At 59.5% G+C, this 18124-nt stretch carries 8 protein-coding genes; 5 read left to right on the forward strand and 3 right to left on the reverse strand.

From position 1 onward, the window contains the following. Window positions 1-7298 (reverse strand): Ig-like domain-containing protein (locus J3U88_RS22395; RefSeq protein WP_207861219.1); only part of this gene is annotated, 7298 nt, incomplete at its 3' end. A gap of 27 nt (window positions 7299-7325) precedes the next feature. Here J3U88_RS22395 and J3U88_RS22400 point away from each other — a divergent pair. Continuing rightward, window positions 7326-7520, forward strand: coding sequence for a hypothetical protein (locus J3U88_RS22400; RefSeq protein ID WP_207861220.1), 195 nt, complete (start codon window positions 7326-7328; stop codon window positions 7518-7520). Window positions 7521-7766: 246 nt separating this feature from the next. On the opposite strand, the gene J3U88_RS22405 is transcribed toward J3U88_RS22400, so the two are convergent. Together J3U88_RS22405 and J3U88_RS22410 are read right to left on the reverse strand one after the other, a co-directional pair. Continuing rightward, window positions 7767-8798, reverse strand: a complete 1032-nt coding sequence (locus J3U88_RS22405; RefSeq protein WP_207861221.1) for a hypothetical protein — start codon at window positions 8796-8798, stop codon at window positions 7767-7769. Between the two features lie 543 nt (window positions 8799-9341). After that, complete coding sequence (locus J3U88_RS22410) at window positions 9342-10037, reverse strand: Crp/Fnr family transcriptional regulator (protein ID WP_207861222.1); 696 nt, start codon at window positions 10035-10037, stop codon at window positions 9342-9344. A gap of 298 nt (window positions 10038-10335) precedes the next feature. On the opposite strand from J3U88_RS22410, the gene polA reads away from it, so the two are divergent. The 4 genes from polA to J3U88_RS22430 are packed head-to-tail and all read left to right on the forward strand — an operon-like array spanning window position 10336 to window position 17863. Further along, the gene (polA, locus tag J3U88_RS22415) at window positions 10336-12993 is read left to right on the forward strand and encodes a DNA polymerase I (RefSeq protein ID WP_207861223.1); all 2658 of its coding nucleotides are present in this window, start codon (window positions 10336-10338) and stop codon (window positions 12991-12993) included. Window positions 12994-13022: 29 nt separating this feature from the next. Further along, on the forward strand, window positions 13023-14162 hold the full coding sequence (locus J3U88_RS22420) for a hypothetical protein (protein WP_207861224.1): 1140 nt from the start codon (window positions 13023-13025) through the stop codon (window positions 14160-14162). 1 nt (window position 14163) lies between these two features. Next, window positions 14164-17169 carry a sensor histidine kinase gene (locus J3U88_RS22425; protein WP_207861225.1) on the forward strand — a complete coding sequence of 1002 codons (3006 nt, stop codon included), beginning with the start codon at window positions 14164-14166 and terminating at the stop codon, window positions 17167-17169. After that, window positions 17147-17863 (forward strand): LytR/AlgR family response regulator transcription factor, encoded by a 717-nt coding sequence (locus J3U88_RS22430; RefSeq protein ID WP_207861226.1) that lies wholly within the window; start codon window positions 17147-17149, stop codon window positions 17861-17863. Before J3U88_RS22425 ends, J3U88_RS22430 begins: the two co-directional genes overlap by 23 nt. Window positions 17864-18124: the final 261 nt, after the last annotated feature.

An 18124-nucleotide genomic window follows, 5' to 3' on the forward strand; every position in this document is an offset into this window, starting at 1 on the left:
CCTTGTTCGCTGACGGCGATCAGGTAGGCGTCCGCGTCGTAGCTGTAGCGAACGGTTCGCGTGCCGCGTTTGACTTCCTCGAGCAGGTTCCCGAAAAGGTGGGGTCGGTAGCTGCGTTCGACCTTGCGTTTGGCGGCGCCGTCGGCGGGCTGGTCGGTGAGTTCGGTGGGCAGGTCGGTGACGGCCTCGTCCAAATCACCGCGCTGGAACTTGTTCTGCCACGGGAAATCCTTGCGTTCGCGTTCGATGACCCGGCCGAACAGGGCGCCCGGCGTATTGCTCGCGGCCTGGTAACGCATCAGCGGGTAGATGATGCGGTCCTTCTTGTCGATGTCGGTGTCGCTGTCGGCCTCGGCGCTGTTGAGGCTGTCGAACAGCGGATGGTAGGCGGGCAACGGCAAGCTGCTGTACCAGGTGGAGGTCATGGTTTCGCGATGTTCCAGCACCCACTTCTTGTCGTGGTAGCTGAGTTTGCTGAGGGGATCATCCCGAAAAACAACGGCTTTCCCGGCCTGCTTGAGATCGGCCTCCACCCGCCATAACCCTGGCTGTCCGAGGAGGATGCGTTGATCGGCTTTGAGGCGTTCGCCGGTGATTTGGGCGGGTAAATCCTTGGGGCGGAACCAAACAGCCGAACCCAGGTGCAGGGCGCCGCTGTCGCGCATGCCGACGCCGAAGGTGCCGAGCGAGCCGTGGAAATCCCCGTGATGGTAGCGCATGGTGCTGAGGTCGATGCGGCTGTCGACGGCGCGCACGGCGTCGTCCACGGCGAATTCGGTCGGGGTTCGGCTGAGCAGATCGAGGTTGCCGGCGTAACGGTAGGGATCGTTGTTGGGCGGGTTGATGTAGCGCACAATGAAGGGGTAGTGTTCGCCAAGGCGGGTGATGCCGTTGTGTCTGATGTTAAGCGCCACCTCGTAACCCAGCATGCCGCGTGTTTTTAGGGTTTCCTGTCGGCTTTCCAGCCAGGTGGCGAGTTCGGCGGTGTTGACGCTGATCATCCGTCTTTGTTGGGTCGGTTCGACCTCGAAGGTTTTTTCCCACTCGGGGTCCAGGCAGCGCATGGTGAGTTCGAGGTGTTCGTCGGGAAAGAGTTGGACCTGGAAGGTGCCGATCTCGGTGGTAAACATCCGTTTCACTGCATCGCTCACCCCCTGGCCGGGGTCCTGTTCGGCGGCGGCGAGGTCGGCGGCGTGGAGCACGACGGTGGTTTGCCGTTGCCATTCCTCGGGGACCAAGCGGCGTTGTTTGGGGTCGCTGTGCCACACGGTCATGTCGTAGCTCAGCCAACCCAGTTCGCGGCGTAAGCCGGTGTTGACGGGTTGGCGGATCAGGTCGACTTTGCCGTTGGTCCAGTAGAGGAATCCCTCGTGGAAAAACAAGGCGTCGCCGAGCGCGTTGCCGAGTTCGCCGCCGAACTCGGCGGTAATGAAGGGGGACTGATGGTTAACGGCCAAACGCACGGGCGCCTCGGATTGGAGGCCGGCGTAAACAGCGCGGGCATCGATGAGCACGACGTTGAGCGGACCCTTTTCCCCACTTTCTAAATCCTTGTCGAGGGTGACGGCGATCAGGCCGGTGTGGCGGTCGGCGGCCATGTTGCCGATGCGGCCGTTGAAGGCGAGGGTCACGCGTGGCAAGACCGGCGCGGTACGCGCCTTGCCGGCTTTGTCCTCGGGGACCTCGATGAAGTGGAGCACACTGGTGCCGCTGTCCGTGCCGTCGCCGAAGTTTTCAACGAACAGGGTCAGGTCACGCACCTTGCGCAAACCCAAATCCCGCACGCCCAATTGCGGCAGCACGGCGGTGCGCAGGCGCGTGCCGCCCGGCCGCGCGGGGGCGTCGGCGGGGATTTCCCGCCCGGCTTCCTCGGGGTAATGGGCGCGGAACAACAAACGTTGGTCGTACCAGGTGTCGACGGGCGGCAAGAAGCTGTTGTCGCCGGCGGTGATTTTGCCGACACCGGGGAAGGTTGCCGCGGCGGCGGTAAAGGAGAGGATCTGTTCCTCGGTGTCGGTATGAACAAAAGGCTCGAGGTCGAAAATGCCGCGCGGATAAAAGAATTGGGCGCTCATGCCGGCGTCGGTGAAGGCGGTGAGGTATTGATGGGGACTCAGGGACTGGCGCAGTTCGCGCTCGCGAATTTCTTCGAGCTTCGCGAGGTAAGTGCGAAGGTCACGCACCTCGATGCGGCCGATCTGGCTGCCCTGCGATTCAAAGGCGTTGTGGCCGAACACCAAAAAGGGGCCTTGGGCGATCACATCATTAATGATGCCGGGTGAGGCGACGGGAAGGTGGCCGATGGCGGTGAATGAACCGCCGGTCCAACGCAGCAAGAACATGCGGTTGACGGCTTGGTTGCCGTCCCAGTAGGTGATCGCGAGCACGCTGCCGCCGGGGAGCTGTTTGACGGGTTTGCGGCTCGGCCCCTCGACGGCGTTCACCTCGTCGCCCAGGGGCGTGAGCAGGGCCTGGTGGGTGACGAGGGCGGGTTTGGGGAAAAAAGGCGCGGGCGTGACTAACTCGTGGCGGGCGTTTACCAGCCAGGGGCGGTCCCCGTCGCCGGGTTCGATGACCTCGATGGTCAGGCCCCCGGGTTGGTCTTGGACGGCCTCGCGATGGCTGACCTGAATCAATAGATTGCGGTACTGGGTGTAGCCGCGCTGGCTTCGTTCGGCTTGTTGAATGGGATCGGGTTTTATCGGTTGGGTTTGAAAACGCGCTTGATAGGTATCGGTCTCGCCGTCCCGGGTGACGATGCGCAGCGCATTGCCGCCCTGGTCACGTACCCCGCGGATGCGAAGGCGGTATGCGTGGTCCAGTTTGAGGATGGTTTGCGGGCGCGCATACACCTTGTGAACCCAATCCGTGCTGCCGATGGGTTCACCGGCGAGGTCTTCAAAGTCGAGTGGGACAGGGGTTTGGTCTTGATCGACCAGTTCAATGTTGGCCTCGGAAACACCACGAACGGGTTCACTGAAGGCGATTTGGATGGGATCAAAAATGGGCACGTCGCGGTCGTTGTCGGCGGGGAGGGTGCCGGTCACGGTGGGCGGGTTGGCGGGGTCGTCGGCGATGTCGCCGGTTTCGCCGATGAACCAGACGCGTCGCTCGAGCTGTCGTTCGGGGTAGGCGGCGGATGTGAAGCGCAGGGTAAGGTCGCTGTAGGACCGGTCCCGGGGGAGGTTTTCGTAGCGGAACTGGATTTGGAAGCCGGCATTTTCGGGGGTCAGGGTGACGGTGTCCTGGTAATCGGCATCGAAGGAAACGCGGGTGAAGGGGTTGTTGGCGGCGGTTAAGGTGACACGAATGGCGCGGTTCTCGGCGAGCTTAACCCGACCGAGTTTGGTGAGGCGCGCGGTTTCGTTGCTGTTGATGGTGACGGCGGGTTCAGGGGTCTCCCCGCTGTACTTGAGATCCACGACCTCGAATTCAACCTGAACGTCCTGGTTGGGGGTTTGGCCGTCGCCGGCCTCGGGCCAGTTCAGCAGGGCGGCATAACGAAGGGTGAGCAGGCCGCTGATGGAAATGCCGGTGCTTTGAGGCGCGGCCGAACCCAGTGCATTGCTAACGGGGTCCATGGCGAAATAGCTGGGTTGGCTGCCGTGGGTGCTGAAGATTTGGGTCCAGCCGGTGCGGTCGGTGAGGCCGACAAACTCAAGCGCGGTGTTTTCACCGGTGTTGACGACCTCGTAAAGCGGGGTGTGGCGCATGGCGCGGTAGTTTTTGTCGCCGCGTTGGTAGGTGGATTCTTGCCATTCGGCGGCCTCGGCCCACATCAATTGGGACTCCGGCATCTGGACGGGGGGCGTTTCCTCGCGCAGGCTATAGATGTTGGCGACATAGGTGGTGGGCGGATAAAGCGCGATGTTCCACGCGGCAATGAGGGGATTGTCCAAGCTGAAAAAATCAAAGTTGTACAAGGTGTTGAGGGAACGTTTGCCGGCGGTTTTTCCGGCCGCGGGTGCGCTGACGGGCGAGGCACCTTGGAATTGGGCGATGGTGTGGTCGCTGAGGACGTCGGGCTGACGGGGGTCGGCGGGGGCGCTTACGCCTTCTCGGATGTTGCGCAAGACGAGGGTTTGATCGGGGGCGGCCTCGAGCAGGGCGGATTGCGCGCGCAAATCCGCGACGAGCCGGCCCTGAAAGCGGGGCAAGGGCTGGCCGTCGCCGCTTTCGAGGATAAAGCCGCCGAGGGAAGGCCCCGGTGTGCGTTGGCTTTGCGGGAGTTGCCCTTGCAACCGGGTGGTTTCGGCGGCGCTGAGTTGGCGCCAGGTTAGTTCGCGGCCAACGCCGGTGAGGATGTTTTCGGCGATCAGGGTCAGGCCGTCGCCGACGGGGATTTGGAAGGGTTGGCTGCCGAGCAGGATGCGGTTGCCGTCGCGGCGCACGCTGTCGATGACGCGGGACCCGAGCTGCCCACCCGGGGTGGTGAGATCGACGCGGATGCGGTGGCCGGGAGCCCCTGAGACGACGCGGGCGAGCGCGCCGGCGGCGAGGGTTTCGCTGCTGCTCGATGCGGTGTCGAGGTTAAGCACGACGAGTTGGCTGCCGGCGGGGAAGGTGTCGCCGGGGGCGTGTAGCACCAGGTTGCCGTTGTCCTCGGCGAGGTACCAGGGGTTGAGATCCAGTGGGGTTTCACTTGCGCGGGTGTGGGTGGTGAAGCGGAATTGGGTGGCGCTGCCGAGCAGGTCGCCGGACTCGGCCTGGAGGGCGGGGTCGAGGTTGAGGGTGTAAGTGGTTGCCTGGGCGAGTGCTTGTTGGGCGCGAATGCGCACGCTGCCGGCGCTGAAGCGGCGGGTGAAGCGGAGGGGGATGGTGCCTTCCGGCCCGCTGAGCTGAATGTGTTGGGCGAGCAGATCGGGATCCCAGACGAGGGGTTGACTGAAATCGAGGTCGATAAACCGCCAAGGCGGGACGGCGACGGCTTCAGCCGTGGGTTGGTGGTCGACGAGCAGCAGGTTGGCGCGGTTGAGGTTGAAATCGATGCCGGTTTGGTTGGCGGCGGTTACGGCGGCGAAGGTGCGCGCGGCGTGGAAGCCGGTGGCTGGCTGTTGCGCGTGCACACTTTGGGCTTGATCCCAAAGCGGTAGGAAGAAGTGGTAGGCGCTGTCGGCGTCGCTGAGCGCGCGCCAGGGATGAGACGGGGTGCGCAGGGCGACCTCGGCCAAGGGGTTACCGCCCATGAGGGTGCGGCCGCTGAAACGACCGACGGCGAAATCGAGGGCAACCAGGGCGTACCATCCGTTTTGGTCGAGTTCACAGGTGCCGTCGTTGTTGTGCCAGGCCGTGCCGTCGTGTTGGAGGGCGCCGACGAACAGCCAGGTGCCGGGCGTGTCACGGCGCAGGAGGATCATGGCGGCGCGGGCCGGTTGGCGCAGGCGCAGCCGCGGCGCGGGGACGGTGGCGGCGGCGTTCCACTGAAAACCCATGATCAAATCGGCCCCGTTCATAAGGGGTAGATCGGTGGGTGTGTCGGCGAAGGCGTTGACGGGTTGGCTACCCGCATGGGGAAAGCTCAGGCTCAGGGTTTCCAGGCGCACCTCGTTTTGGAAACGGTAGCCGTCGACGGGGGGTGGGTAGGCGATGCCGGTGAACAGGACATGGGCGTTGCGGGTTTGGGTGCGGTCGATGTCCATGCGGGTATGGACGGGGAAAGAACCGCGCATGCTTGCGCTGCTGTCGAAGGGATTTCGAAAGAGGAGCAGGTCGAGGGTGTGTTCGGGTAGGTCGATGGGACCGGCGGTGTGTTGGTGGCGTTCGCGCACGTGGACGCGGGCCCAGGAGCCGGAAGGCGCGGTGGGCGCGGCGGTGACGGTGACCTCGGTTTGCGGTTGTTTGAGCAGCGAAACGACAGGGGGATCGATGGTGAGGGTGCTTAATTGGCTGAGCCCGAGGTGGTGGTCGCGGGTGTGTTGGATCAGGTCACCGACGGCGGGCAGGTTGGTCGCCCCGGCGGGGGCGGCGAGCAGGAAGGCGCCGGCGCGGGTGTCGACGGTGGTGGCGAGGGTTCCATTTAATAAGGACAGCACGCGCCAGCCGTCTGATTCGGCGCGGAACAGGACCAGGGTGGCGCCGGCGGGCGCGGTGTAGGGCAGGCGCCGGAAAACGGCCTCGATGCGACCGGTTCCGCCGACGTCGGCCAGTTCAAAGCCGGCGAGCGGGGTCCAATCGAGCGGGAGCGGGACGGGCTGGGCCTGGGCGGTAAAAGGCGAGACCCGCGGCGTGCCGGTGAACCCGCTGAAACGCAGATCGAGTTGGTCGTTCTGGAAGGGCACGGCCGTGGATTGGGGTGGCCCGCGCGGGGTCAGGCGCCAATCGGCAAAGCGGCGCCCGCCGCCCTCGGGGGTGTCGAGGCGGCGGCGGGCCTGGACGTAGGTGGGATCGCGAATTTCCAGGGTGACGGGCGAACCGGAAAGGGCGAATTGGTAATCGCCGTCGGGCCCGCTGACCAGGTCTTGGCTTTGCAACGGGGTGGTGACCCGCAGGGCGACGCCGGCGAGGGGGCGGCTGTCGCGGTCGTCGAGCAAGGTCCCGTACCCGAAGGCGGGGAAGGCGATGTGGACAAGGTGCTCGGTGCTTGCGTTGTTGCCCCAAAGGTCCTCGGCCTGCACGGAAAAACGCAACAGCGTTTCGTTCCCGTCGGCGACCTGTTGGATTTGGAAGGGGGCACCGTCCTCGGCTTGGTGCAGGGTGGTTTGGTTAAGGCTGACGCGGTAGGCGGCGATCTGTTCGGGCTGGGCGAAGGAGACGGCGAAAGTGAAGTTGTCGCCGGCGGCAAGGTGGTCGGGGGCGGTGATCGCGGGTTGCGGCGGTTGGTCGTTAAAAGAGAGGGTGATGCTTTGTTCGGCACTGTTGCCGGCGCGGTCGGTGACCACGTAGGTGAAATGGTTGTCACCGGGTTGTAGGGCGAGATCGGGGTCGCGGAAGGCACCGTTTTCCAGCACGACGGGGTTGCCGTCGCGGGTGAGGCTGAGCCGGTCGTCGTGGTCGTCGGCGACCCGCCCGACGAGGGTGTAGGGAGTGCGGTTGACCCGCGCCCTGTCGGAAACTCCGGTGAGGGTCAAGGTGGGCGGTTGCGTGTCGCGGGTGAGGGTGATGCCGCGTTGAAACGGGGGATCATCGCCATGGGTAGCGGCCAAAAAGAAGCTGTTAAAACCGTCGTTAAGCGCGAGCGTGTGGGAAAAGGTACCGTCGGGGTTGACGGTGACGGCCAGCGACCCAAGCGTCACGACACTGTCGGCGGGTGTCACGGACCCGGAAAGGGTGACGCTGTCCTCGCGGGTGAATTCAGGCAAGGGGTCGAGCACAACGGAAGGAGGGTCTTGGGCGAAGCAGACGACACAAGCCAAGAAAAGCCAAACAACAAAGAAGCGAACCATAACAAAACACCTACAGATAAAAAAACAGCAAAGAAAATCGCAATCGCTCGAACACCCAAAGAAGGCGCCACAAAAAAGCCAAAGAAGACAAACACAAGACAGCACAACGCCGCCAAGCCGCAAGTCTTCGATATTTAGTTTTTCACAAGGAATTCAGATTGGTCTCATATTCTAAAGGATAATTAAAAACTTTCACAGACATCATCCCGCGCACAACAAAAAAAACACACAAGGCCTGCCTTGTAGAACCAACCCCAATACGAAGGTGGGTGAAGGCCTGCTCAAAAACCTCGGGCTTTTGATTCGGGGGTAGACACCCGGGCCCGCAAGGTCGCGGACCAAAAACGCGCGATCATGGAATTTGCGCGATCAAGCGCCCTTGGCTTAAGCGCCCATCCGCATAGCCGGGTTGTGGTGCATCTCTTCCCAAGAAGGCCCGACATAATCTTTGTGGTAGGTAAACAAACGCGGGAACGGTTCGCCTTCAAAGGCGTAATCCGAGGCGCTTTGGCGGTCGTCGTAGTGGTAGGTGCTTTGGCCGCGGTCATCAAGCAGGTGGTAGAGATAATGCTGGTTAAGCAGGTGCCCGTAGGCCTCGCGCACAAAAACGGGGCCGTCGATGTTGATGATGCCGCGTTTTTTGGGCGCCAACACGCCGAGCCGCGCCACCAAGTCTTGGCGGTTGGCGAAATTTTCGATGTAGGGTACGCGCCGCACGGGATCGGTGTACTCCATGCGGTCGGAGCAATTGGCGAAATTGTAAATTTCCAATTTATGAAGCTGGGCGTTGGCCTCGGGACAGCGCTGCAGCTCGCGCAGGATGTTGGCCATGATGATGGAACCCTGGGAATAGGCAACCACGACGACTTTTTTCTTGGAGGAACACAACACCCGTTTGATTTCAACGGCGCCCAAGTGCGCGGGTTGCGCCATCCATGCGCCGGTTTTGCCGACGGCGGCCTCGAGAATATCGAGGTAAATCGAATCGGTTGGGTTTTGAATGATGGTGATAGGGCGACGAAAATGTTCGGTCAAACAGGCACGTTGCAACTTGGCAATATCATTATTAGAGGTTACACCGTTGATAAAGAACCAGGACTCATCAGGATAGCTGTCGTAATCCTGCATTTGGCCCTGCCAGTGCATGACATGGGGTTCTTGGAGAAAAAAGACCTCGGGGATGAAACCCAACCAACCGGGCCGTTTCATGGGAATGGGAAACAGACCGGCGTCAATGAGGTAGCCTAGCGCGCGCATGGGTTTGCGCGGGTCGAGAATGCGAAACTCGGAGTAGCGCGGGTAAGGGGGCACCCAATTGGGGGGGTGACCCAAGATCGAATTGACGTAAAGCGGCGGAAAATAGTGAAACGCGCGCCCCAAAGTCGCCAAAAGATCAAGCGTGTGCTTGACTGCCATGAACTCCCCCCGAGTAGATCTGCCTCACGACCGATCACCCCTGAGGACAGGACAAGAACCGGGCGCAGAAAATGATGGTGTTGTGGCGTTTCACCAGGGTTCGCGGGCTCACGGAGACCCAACAAACGCCGCAAAAACCTTCCCCTGCTTTTGCGGGCGAAACTAAAAAGACGTTGCAATTAGGTGGGTTAACGAAGAAAAAGTCAGTGGCCGTGTCGCAAACAGCTCACCGCTCGGTTACAACGACAAACAGAATCACGGGTAATCGGGTTTCCGGGCCCCCGCGTGTTTGTCAAATTTGAATGAGAAAACCCAGGCCCATTTTAAGCTCTATCGGTCCATTTGGCCAGGGACACAAGATTTTTTTTAGGTGCTACGCCGCAAACGGCCCTCTTTTAGTCGGAAATGTGACCCAGAACCCCTGCATTCCTCGGGCCAATGGTCGGCCAGACACGGCCCGAACGACGACGGCACGGCGCGGAATAAAGGGGTCGAAAACCGGCGCGCCCCTAAGTCGCGACGCGGCATTTACCGGCCGGAACATTAACCGCCGGCGGACAGACCCTTGAGAAAGCCGCGCAACTCGCCGGGCTTCACCTTAAAGACAACCTCACCCTGGTTGGTTTTCCATTTTCCAATGAGTTGGTTGCGCAAAAAAATGTTCAGGACCGACTTCAAGCGTTTCGCGCTAATGCCGACCTGCTTCAACACAACGGGAATTTGCAAACGCACTTCCCGTTCAGCACCGGTTTTCCCCTCGGCCAAACTCAAAACATAGAGACCGATCATGAGGATCGAGTTTTTGAGCAACAGATCGGTGTACTTCTGGTTGATCATGTTGATTTTGTCGGCCATGGATTTCAACAAACGCACGGTGATGTCGGGCGTCTTCGGCAAGGCATTGATAAAGTTCTGGTTGGTGAACTCGGCCATGGTCATGTCTTTGTGGGCGACCAAGGTTGCCGAACGTTTCATGTTGAGGAACACACCCATTTCCCCAATCAAAGCGCCACTTTTGACGGTGGCGATGGTGTTGACGTTGCCGAAGGGGTCGATTTTCTCAACCCGCGCCACCCCGTCGACAATGATGTACACGGATTCCGAGGCATCACCCTCGCGGCAAATCACATCGCCCTTGCTGAACTTTTTCATCTCGCCATGCTGCATCAAAAACTGCAGCGTGTTCATGGTCAGCTTCGTGTTAAAAGACTCGATTTGCGAATAGAGATCGTATTCCATGCGGACGTTCCTTCTTCACCAAGTGGGAGGATGGCGAGGGCCGTATCTAGTACATCGGTTCAAACAATTGATTCGCAAGATCTTTATCCGTGTTAAATACCACAAAGCTTCACTTAGGTTCCAGTGTCGCGAAGGAGGAACCCATGCTGCCAGGAACCCGGCTCGGTCTCTTTTCGAATGCTTGGCAAGCTTGCTATGATGGTGGGTTACCGGCACGAGCCACCCATTTTTGCTCACATCGGCCCCAGCGGGTCTTTTGCTGATTCCCCCGGGCCCACCATCCATACGAGGTGTTTCCTTGACGCGCGAACGTTTTTTTATCGTTGATGCCTTTGCTCATATCTTCCGTTCTTTTTATGCCATTCGCAATATCGACAACAATGCGGTTTACGGGTTTACCATGATGTTGCGCAAGTTGATCGCGGACGAGAACCCGGAATACCTCGCCATCGCGTTCGATACCTCGGAACCCACCTTCCGCAAGGAACTTTATCCCGAATACAAAGCCAACCGCGACGCGATGCCCGAGAGCCTCGTCCCCCAAATCCCGCTCATTAAAGAAATGATCGAGGGCTACAACATCCCGATGGTCGCCATGCCTGGCTTTGAGGCCGACGACATCATCGGCACCCTCGCCAAACGCGCGGCCGAACAAGGCGTTCAGGCGGTGATCGTTTCCGGCGACAAGGACATGCTGCAATTGGTGCAGGGCGACGACATCGTGATGTTTGATCCCAAAAAAGGCGTGCACTATCTGGGCGAAGCCGGTATCCCGGAGTTTTTCGGGTGTCGCCCCAACCAAATTATCGACTTGCTTTCCATTTGGGGCGACAGCGCCGACAACATCCCCGGCGTGAAAGGGGTCGGCGAAAAAGGCGCCAAAAAGTACCTTGCCGAGTACGGTTCACTGGACGGCATTTACGAAAACCTCGACAAAATCACGGCGAAACGGGCCCGCACGGGTTTTGAAGAAGCACGCGAAACAATCGACCTCACCAAAACCCTGATCACGATTCGCACGGACCTCGACTTGACGTTCGACAAAGACACATACGTGCGTAAAGAGCCGGATGCCAACGGCTTGCGCGCCTTCTTCACCCGCCTCGATTTCAAATCCCTGGTGGACGCCACCCCACCCAAACTGAAACGGATCAGCAGAGATTATCAACTTTTGGATACCGAAGAACGTCTCAAGGAAGTCCTCGCCGAGATCCGCGACAAAGGGTTTTTCGTGTTCGATATCGAAACCACCTCGCTCAACACCATCGAAGCCGAACTGGTCGGCATGGCCCTCGCCACGGAGGTCAACCAGGCCTATTACGTGCCCCTGCGCCACGAGGGCCAAGACGCGACGTGGTCCGACAGCGCCGAAGCCCTGCTCAAGGACGTGCTGGCCGACACGAACATTATCAAATGTGCCCACAACGCCAAATACGACATCAGCGTGCTGTTTAACCTCGGTTGGGATGTCGCGGGCCGCATTGAAGACACGATGTTGATGTCCTACTTGATCAACCCCAATGAGGACCGCCACGGCATGGACCACCTGGCCGAAAAACTGCTCAATTACCGCACGATCCACTTCGATGAAGTGGCGGGCAGTGGCAAGGACATGGTGACCTTCGACAAGGTCCCCCTCGACAAGGCGTGCAACTACGCGGCGGAAGACGCCGATATCACCTTCCAGCTCTACGACATCTTGTTCCCGCGGCTCAAGGAACAAGACCTGCACCGCGTTTACGACACGGTCGAGCGCCCGCTGATCCCGGTCCTGGCGCGGGTGGAAAACAGCGGCGTCCAAATCGACGAAGGTTACCTCAAAACCATGTCGGCCAAAATGGCGGAAGAAATCGAGGCCTTGGAACAAGCGATCTACGAACTGGCGGGCGAAGAATTTAACATCAAAAGCACCAAACAGTTGGGTGTGATTCTCTTTGAAAAGCTCGGCCTGCCCACGGTCAAAAAAACCAGCAAAACCAAGTCCTACAGCACGGACCAATCGGTGCTGGAAACACTCAGCGCCAAGGGGCACGCCTTGCCCGCCAAACTCCTTGAATACCGCATGTTCACCAAACTGAAATCGACCTATGTGGACGCCTTACCCACGATGATTTGTCCTAAAACCGGCCGCGTCCACAGCTCGTTTAACCAATTTGTGGCGGCGACCGGTCGTCTCTCCTCCAACAACCCCAACCTGCAAAACATCCCGATCCGTACCGAAATGGGCCGTGACATTCGCGCCGCCTTCGTACCCCGCGACGGCTGGGTGTTTGTCGCCGCCGACTACTCGCAAATCGAATTGCGGCTGATGGCCCATTTCAGCGGCGATGATACCCTGGTACAGGGCTTCCGCTCCGGCGAAGACATCCACCGCCGCACCGCGGGCGAGATCATGGACGTGGACGTCAACCTGGTCACCGACGACATGCGCCGCGCGGCCAAAAGCATCAACTTCGGGTTGATCTACGGCATGGGCGAGTTCCGCCTCGCGCAAGAGTTGGGCATTACCCGCAAAAAGGCGCGCGAGTACATGGAAACCTACTTCGAAAAAATGCCGCGCGTTTTGGGCTTCCGCGACGAAGTCATCGAGAAGGCACGGGAAATCGGCGAGATCCGCACCTATTTCGGGCGCCATCGCCAACTGCCGGAACTGGCCTCGCGCAACAAGAACCTACAAGCCCAAGGCGAACGTTTGGCGGTCAACACCCTGATTCAGGGCACGGCCGCGGAAATTATTAAAATCGCGATGATCCGCCTGGACGAGGCGATCCGCGAACAAGACCTGCAAGCCAAACTCCTGTTGCAGGTCCACGATGAATTGGTCCTCGAATGCCCCGAAGAAGAAAAAGAAGTGGTGAGCCGGCTCCTAGGCGAAACCATGGAACATGTGGTGCATTTTGAGGTGCCGCTGGTGGCCGAGGTCCGAACCGGCACCAACTGGAAAGAAACCAAGTAGCGCCGCGGCGCACAACCGAGCGAGGCTCCATGACCCCCCGAACCACCACCAAAGTCCTGCTGATCTGCTTGATTGCAATCGGTTCGGCCTGTATGGCGCAGTCCAGCGTCAAAAATTACAAACCACGCGCCCGCGTGAACGGTCCCAGCGTCGACAACCTGGCCCGCCACCCGGGCAAAGCCCCCCACGCGATGCTCAACGCCATGTTCGAATCCATCGAACAGTATTGGCTGCCGGTGGAATACGAGGCGGCCAAAAGTGTTGATGTGCGCGCCACCCTGGACGCCTCGCTCCCCGCCGGCCGCCTGGACAAACGCCTCGCTTCCCAAGACGCGATTGATTTCGATGTCAACGCGGAGGGTTTACACACCCCCAACGGCCGCTACCGTTTCAACCTCAAGGGCGAAATGGGGGACATGGAAATCATCGACGACCTCAAGCGCAGCTTCATGACCAGTCACGATTTCCGCGCCTTTTCCGACAAACCCAACCGCGCTCGCAAGGAGGGCGCCGGACTAACCAACTACCGCAGCTACTTCCTAGGCGAGCTGGGTGACATGCGCCGCCACATGCTGGAAAGCGGTGTCTACCGCGCGGTCTACACCGGAACGGGTCGTTTCGAGAACAACGACGTGGAGGTCATCAACTTCTACAAACCGCAAGGGCCCGCCGACCGCAAAAAAAGCACGCGCAAGGCACCGATCCCGCTCAAACGCTTGTGGACCTTTTATCAGGAAGGCGGTTATGAGATTTGGCTGTACCGCGCGACCCACCTGCCGGCGGTCATTTTCTACACCAACACCCGCGACAACATTTATATGAACATGACCTTTCGCTACGACAACCAATGGATGCCGACGCGAATCACCTTCTACAACAACTCGGTAAAATCCGAGGGCCGCGGTGACTTGGTGCTGAGCTACGACGAGAACCGCATGATCCAAGGCGCGAGCCTCACCTTCGACGGCGACAACGGCATCGCGCTGCGCCTTGACGCCAACCTAGCGTTCGGCGGTGAACCGGCGGCGACGGCGTTCCGCATTTTGCCGGCGTTTGGCTACAAAAAACTCAACAGCGACCATTTAAAGTTGATGCTTTTAACACAAGCCTCGGGTAATCTGCTGAAATTGAAAAAACACGGATTTAATTTACGCAATTTCAAGTTTTGACATGACCCGCCGTTGTGCCGTCCTTTCCCGCATCCAAAACCGATCAGGCCCGGCAGCCCGCCGCATCATTTGCGTGACGGGCTGTTTGTTATGGCTGTGGTGCGACCCGCTTTGGGCGCAACGTTTGGCCTTTGAAAACCTGTCCGTCGCTCAGGGTTTACCGCAAAGTTCGGTGCAAACGCTGCTCCAGGACCGCAACGGGTTCCTGTGGTTCGGGACGCCGGCGGGCGTGCGCCGCTACGACGGGCACCAATTCCAAAATCCGTTCGCGGACCGGCCGCAAATTCCGCTCAACGCGCGTTACCTGACCCAAGACAACCAGGACCGCATTTGGATCGCCACCAACCGCGGCGCCTTGTGCTGGGACAACGGCTCGATCACCTATTACCGCGGCTTGAATTACCGCAAAAACGTCGTGGTTAATCACATCCTGGAAGGCCGTTACGACGAACTATGGTTTGCCACCGACACGGGCTTGAGCGTGCTCACCCCTTTTGGTCAGTTCGAGCATTACCCCAAAATTCCCGGCGCCGGCACCTCCCGCATCAACGCGGTGTGGCAGGACGAAAACAGCGTGTTAACGGTGGGGACCGACGCGGGCTTGGTCCAGTTTGAGGGTTCGCAGTTCCGGCCGGCCCCGGTGTGGATGACGGTGCCGCCGGTTCGCGTCAACCGCTTTGCGGACGACGGTAAAGATACCCTGTGGGTGGCGACGGCCGCCGGTTTGTACGCGGTCCGCCACAACCAAACAATCTACCTCGGCGGTACGGACGAATTCGGCGGTGACGATATTCGCGCCTTGACCTACGATCCCGCGGGGTTCCTGTGGCTCGGCCACGAAAACGGGGCCTGCCGCATCACCCTCGACCCACAAAGCCGACTCGGCAGCGTGCATAAACTCACTACCGCCAACGGCTTGCATGAAGGCATGGTGTACCAGATTCAACCGGACCGCGAGGGCCGCTGGTGGTTCGCCACCCATTCCGGCGTGAGCAAACTCAACAACATGGTGAACTTCAGTTTCACCGGGCCGCAGAACCTGGGGCTTGACGTCTGGTCGATTGCCCAACCCGAACCGGACAGCGTGTGGCTCGGCACGGGCGCCGGGGTCCGCAAGCTGGACCTGAACCAACTCAACCAACCCGCCGCCCCATGGCCAGGAAATCGCGACTTGAAAAATGACGAGATTCGGGCGCTGCTGACCACGCCTGACGGCTGGACATGGATCGGCACCCGTCACGGCTTGTGGCGCACCCGCGTCGGCTGGGCGCGCGCCGAGCCCTTCCCGCTACAACAGGACGGGGACGATGTTTTTGTGCGTCATCTGCTCCGCGACAATCTGGGCCGCCTGTGGGTCGCCACCGACCGGCGCGGTGTTCTGCGAATTTCCGGCGACGATTGGGAGATCATTCGCGACCTCGGCCCCAAGCAGGGCTTGCCGGGACAACGGGTGTTTTGTCTTTACCAAACCCGCGATACCCGGCTGTGGTTCGGCACGGAAAACGGGCTGGCCTGCCTCGACGGGGAACTGGAGATTTCGCGGCTGCGGGTGATTGACGAGGATCGCGGCCTCCCCTACAACCGGGTGCTGAGCCTGGTTGAAGACAACCGTGATCGGTTGTGGTTGGGCACCGGCTTCGGGCTCGCGGTGATGATTGACAACCAGTTCGAACGGATCGGCCACCAGCAGGGATTACAAGGCTCGGCGATCCATTTTTTGGTGTGGCACCAACCCACCGCCTCACTGTGGATCGGCCACAACGAGGGGCTTTCGCGGCTGCAAAACAACGCGTTCCGCCATTTCAACCGCCGCCATGGTTTGGCCTATGAAGAGATGAACGCCAACGCGGTCTGGCTCGACCACAACGACATGCTGTGGGTCGGCTGCCGCAAGGGCGTCAACCGCATGAACCCCCACATCGAACAACCCGCGGGCGAACCCCCCGTTTTTATCACGGCTTTTGTCAGCGACGACCGCAACCTGGCGCTCGACACCCACAACGTGTTGGACCACGACCAAAACTTTTTGCGCATTGAGTTTTCCGGCCTAAACTACAGCCGCCCCGACATGACCCGCTTTCGCGTCAAGCTGGACGGCTTCGACGCGGACTGGCGAGAAATTGACAGCCGCAGTGTCCAGTACGCCGGCTTGCCCTCGGGCCGTTACACCTTCCTGGTCAAGGCCGGCAACGAAAACGGCGCCTACCTGGGCGCCCCCGCCGAACTGTCTTTCACGATTGAACCACCGATTTGGATGCGCCCCTGGTTCATCGGCATCCTGTTGTTTTCCATCATTCTGCTGGTTTGGCGGCGCTTAACCGACCTCAAAGAAGACAACGAAAAGCTGGCACTGGAAACCACCATCCTGCAGAAACGGGTCGAAAAAGAAAAAGAAATTGAACTGCGCCAAGAAGCCGAAATCCGTTTGCTCCACTCGCAAATGAACCCCCACTTTTTGCAGAACGCGCTCAACACCGCCATCTACTTCGCGGGCAACAACCCGGAAAAAGCCAAACGCATCCTGCGCAAGCTCAGCCAAATCTTCCGCATGAACCACAAGGCCACGCTTGACGGCTGGTCGACCATGGGCGCCGAGATTCGTTTGATCGACAGCTACATGGAAATCCAACTGCTGCGGTTCCCCGACAAACTAACCTACAACTCCGTGTGTCCACAGGATTTACACGCAAAAAAGATTCCTGGCTTCATCATTCAACCGCTGGTGGAAAACGCCTGCGTCCACGGCGTCAAAAACACGCTGGACGCGGTGCATGTCAGCCTGAACTGTGCGCTGGTCGACGGCTCGGTTCACGTCTCGGTGGCCAACAACGGTCAACCACTGCGGCGCCCCTTTTCGGCCTGCCTCAGCGACGACCACGCCCTCGGCAACATTAACAAACGGCTCAAACTTCTCTACAACCAAGAGTTGCAATACAATTACGAGGAAGGCAATCTGATTTTTTCATTTCATATGAGGCACAACCATGAAAGTGATCATCGTGGATGACGAGCCGGCGGCACGCGGCTTATTGCGCGACCAGTTGGAAGAATTCGGCGATCTCGAAGTCGTGGCCGAGGCAAAAAACGGGGTCGAGGCGATTGTACAAATCAACGAACACAAACCCGACCTGGTTTTTCTCGATATCCAGATGCCGGTTCTGGACGGTTTCGACGTCCTGCCCTATTTGAAAGAGCGTCCGATCATCGTCTTCTGCACGGCCTTCGATCACTACGCGCTCAAAGCCTTCGATGAAAACGCCTGCGATTACCTGCTCAAACCCATCGAGGAAGAACGCCTGGAACAATGCCTGGCCAAAGTACGCAAGGAACAAAACAAAATCGAAAATATTAGCGAGATCCTGACCGAGAAACGCGGTCTCGAAAAAATCGTCTGCCACCAAAACGGGGTCCACATGGTGGTCTGGCTCAAAGACGTGGACCTGTTTCGCAAGGAGGGCCGCTACACCCTTGCAATGGGTACCAACGGCAGCGAATACCTGACCGACCTCACCATCGCGCACCTCGCGGACGAAATCAATGACGCCAACTTCTTTCAAATCAACCGTTCCGTTATTATCCGCAAACACATTGTGAAAAGCTATCGCGTTTTGGCCTCGGGCGCGGGCGAACTGGACACCTTCGAACACGGCAGCTTTTCGCTCAGCCGCAGCCGCTTGGTTGATTTCAAAGCGTGGTTGTAACTACATATTGGACGGTCAAATCCAAAAAAGGCAAGGTCGCGTTTACCGCCGACAAGGGCTGGTTGTTTTACAAAAGCGGCTCCTCAAAGGTCGAGATCAAACCCAGCCACAGAAAATGAGCACCTGCGCAAATGACACGGTGGTAACTACCAGACTCCCATCGAAGGAGTGCCAAACAATAACTCTATTCCAGATGATCTTTAAGGAGCCGGCCATTGTCAAAAATATCCATATCCACAAACGCCCCCGTCAAAAACAACA

The organism is Acanthopleuribacter pedis (genome assembly GCF_017377855.1).
GTDB lineage: Bacteria > Acidobacteriota > Holophagae > Acanthopleuribacterales > Acanthopleuribacteraceae > Acanthopleuribacter > Acanthopleuribacter pedis.

What these genes read in the sequence shown, in the direction of transcription:
- J3U88_RS22430 (WP_207861226.1), top strand. Translation starts at nt 17,147, where the DNA reads ATGAAAGTGATCATCGTGGATGACGAGCCGGCGGCACGCGGCTTATTG.
- J3U88_RS22405 (WP_207861221.1), bottom strand. Translation starts at nt 8,798, where the DNA reads ATGGCAGTCAAGCACACGCTTGATCTTTTGGCGACTTTGGGGCGCGCG.
- J3U88_RS22410 (WP_207861222.1), bottom strand. Translation starts at nt 10,037, where the DNA reads ATGGAATACGATCTCTATTCGCAAATCGAGTCTTTTAACACGAAGCTG.
- J3U88_RS22420 (WP_207861224.1), top strand. Translation starts at nt 13,023, where the DNA reads ATGACCCCCCGAACCACCACCAAAGTCCTGCTGATCTGCTTGATTGCA.
- J3U88_RS22425 (WP_207861225.1), top strand. Translation starts at nt 14,164, where the DNA reads ATGACCCGCCGTTGTGCCGTCCTTTCCCGCATCCAAAACCGATCAGGC.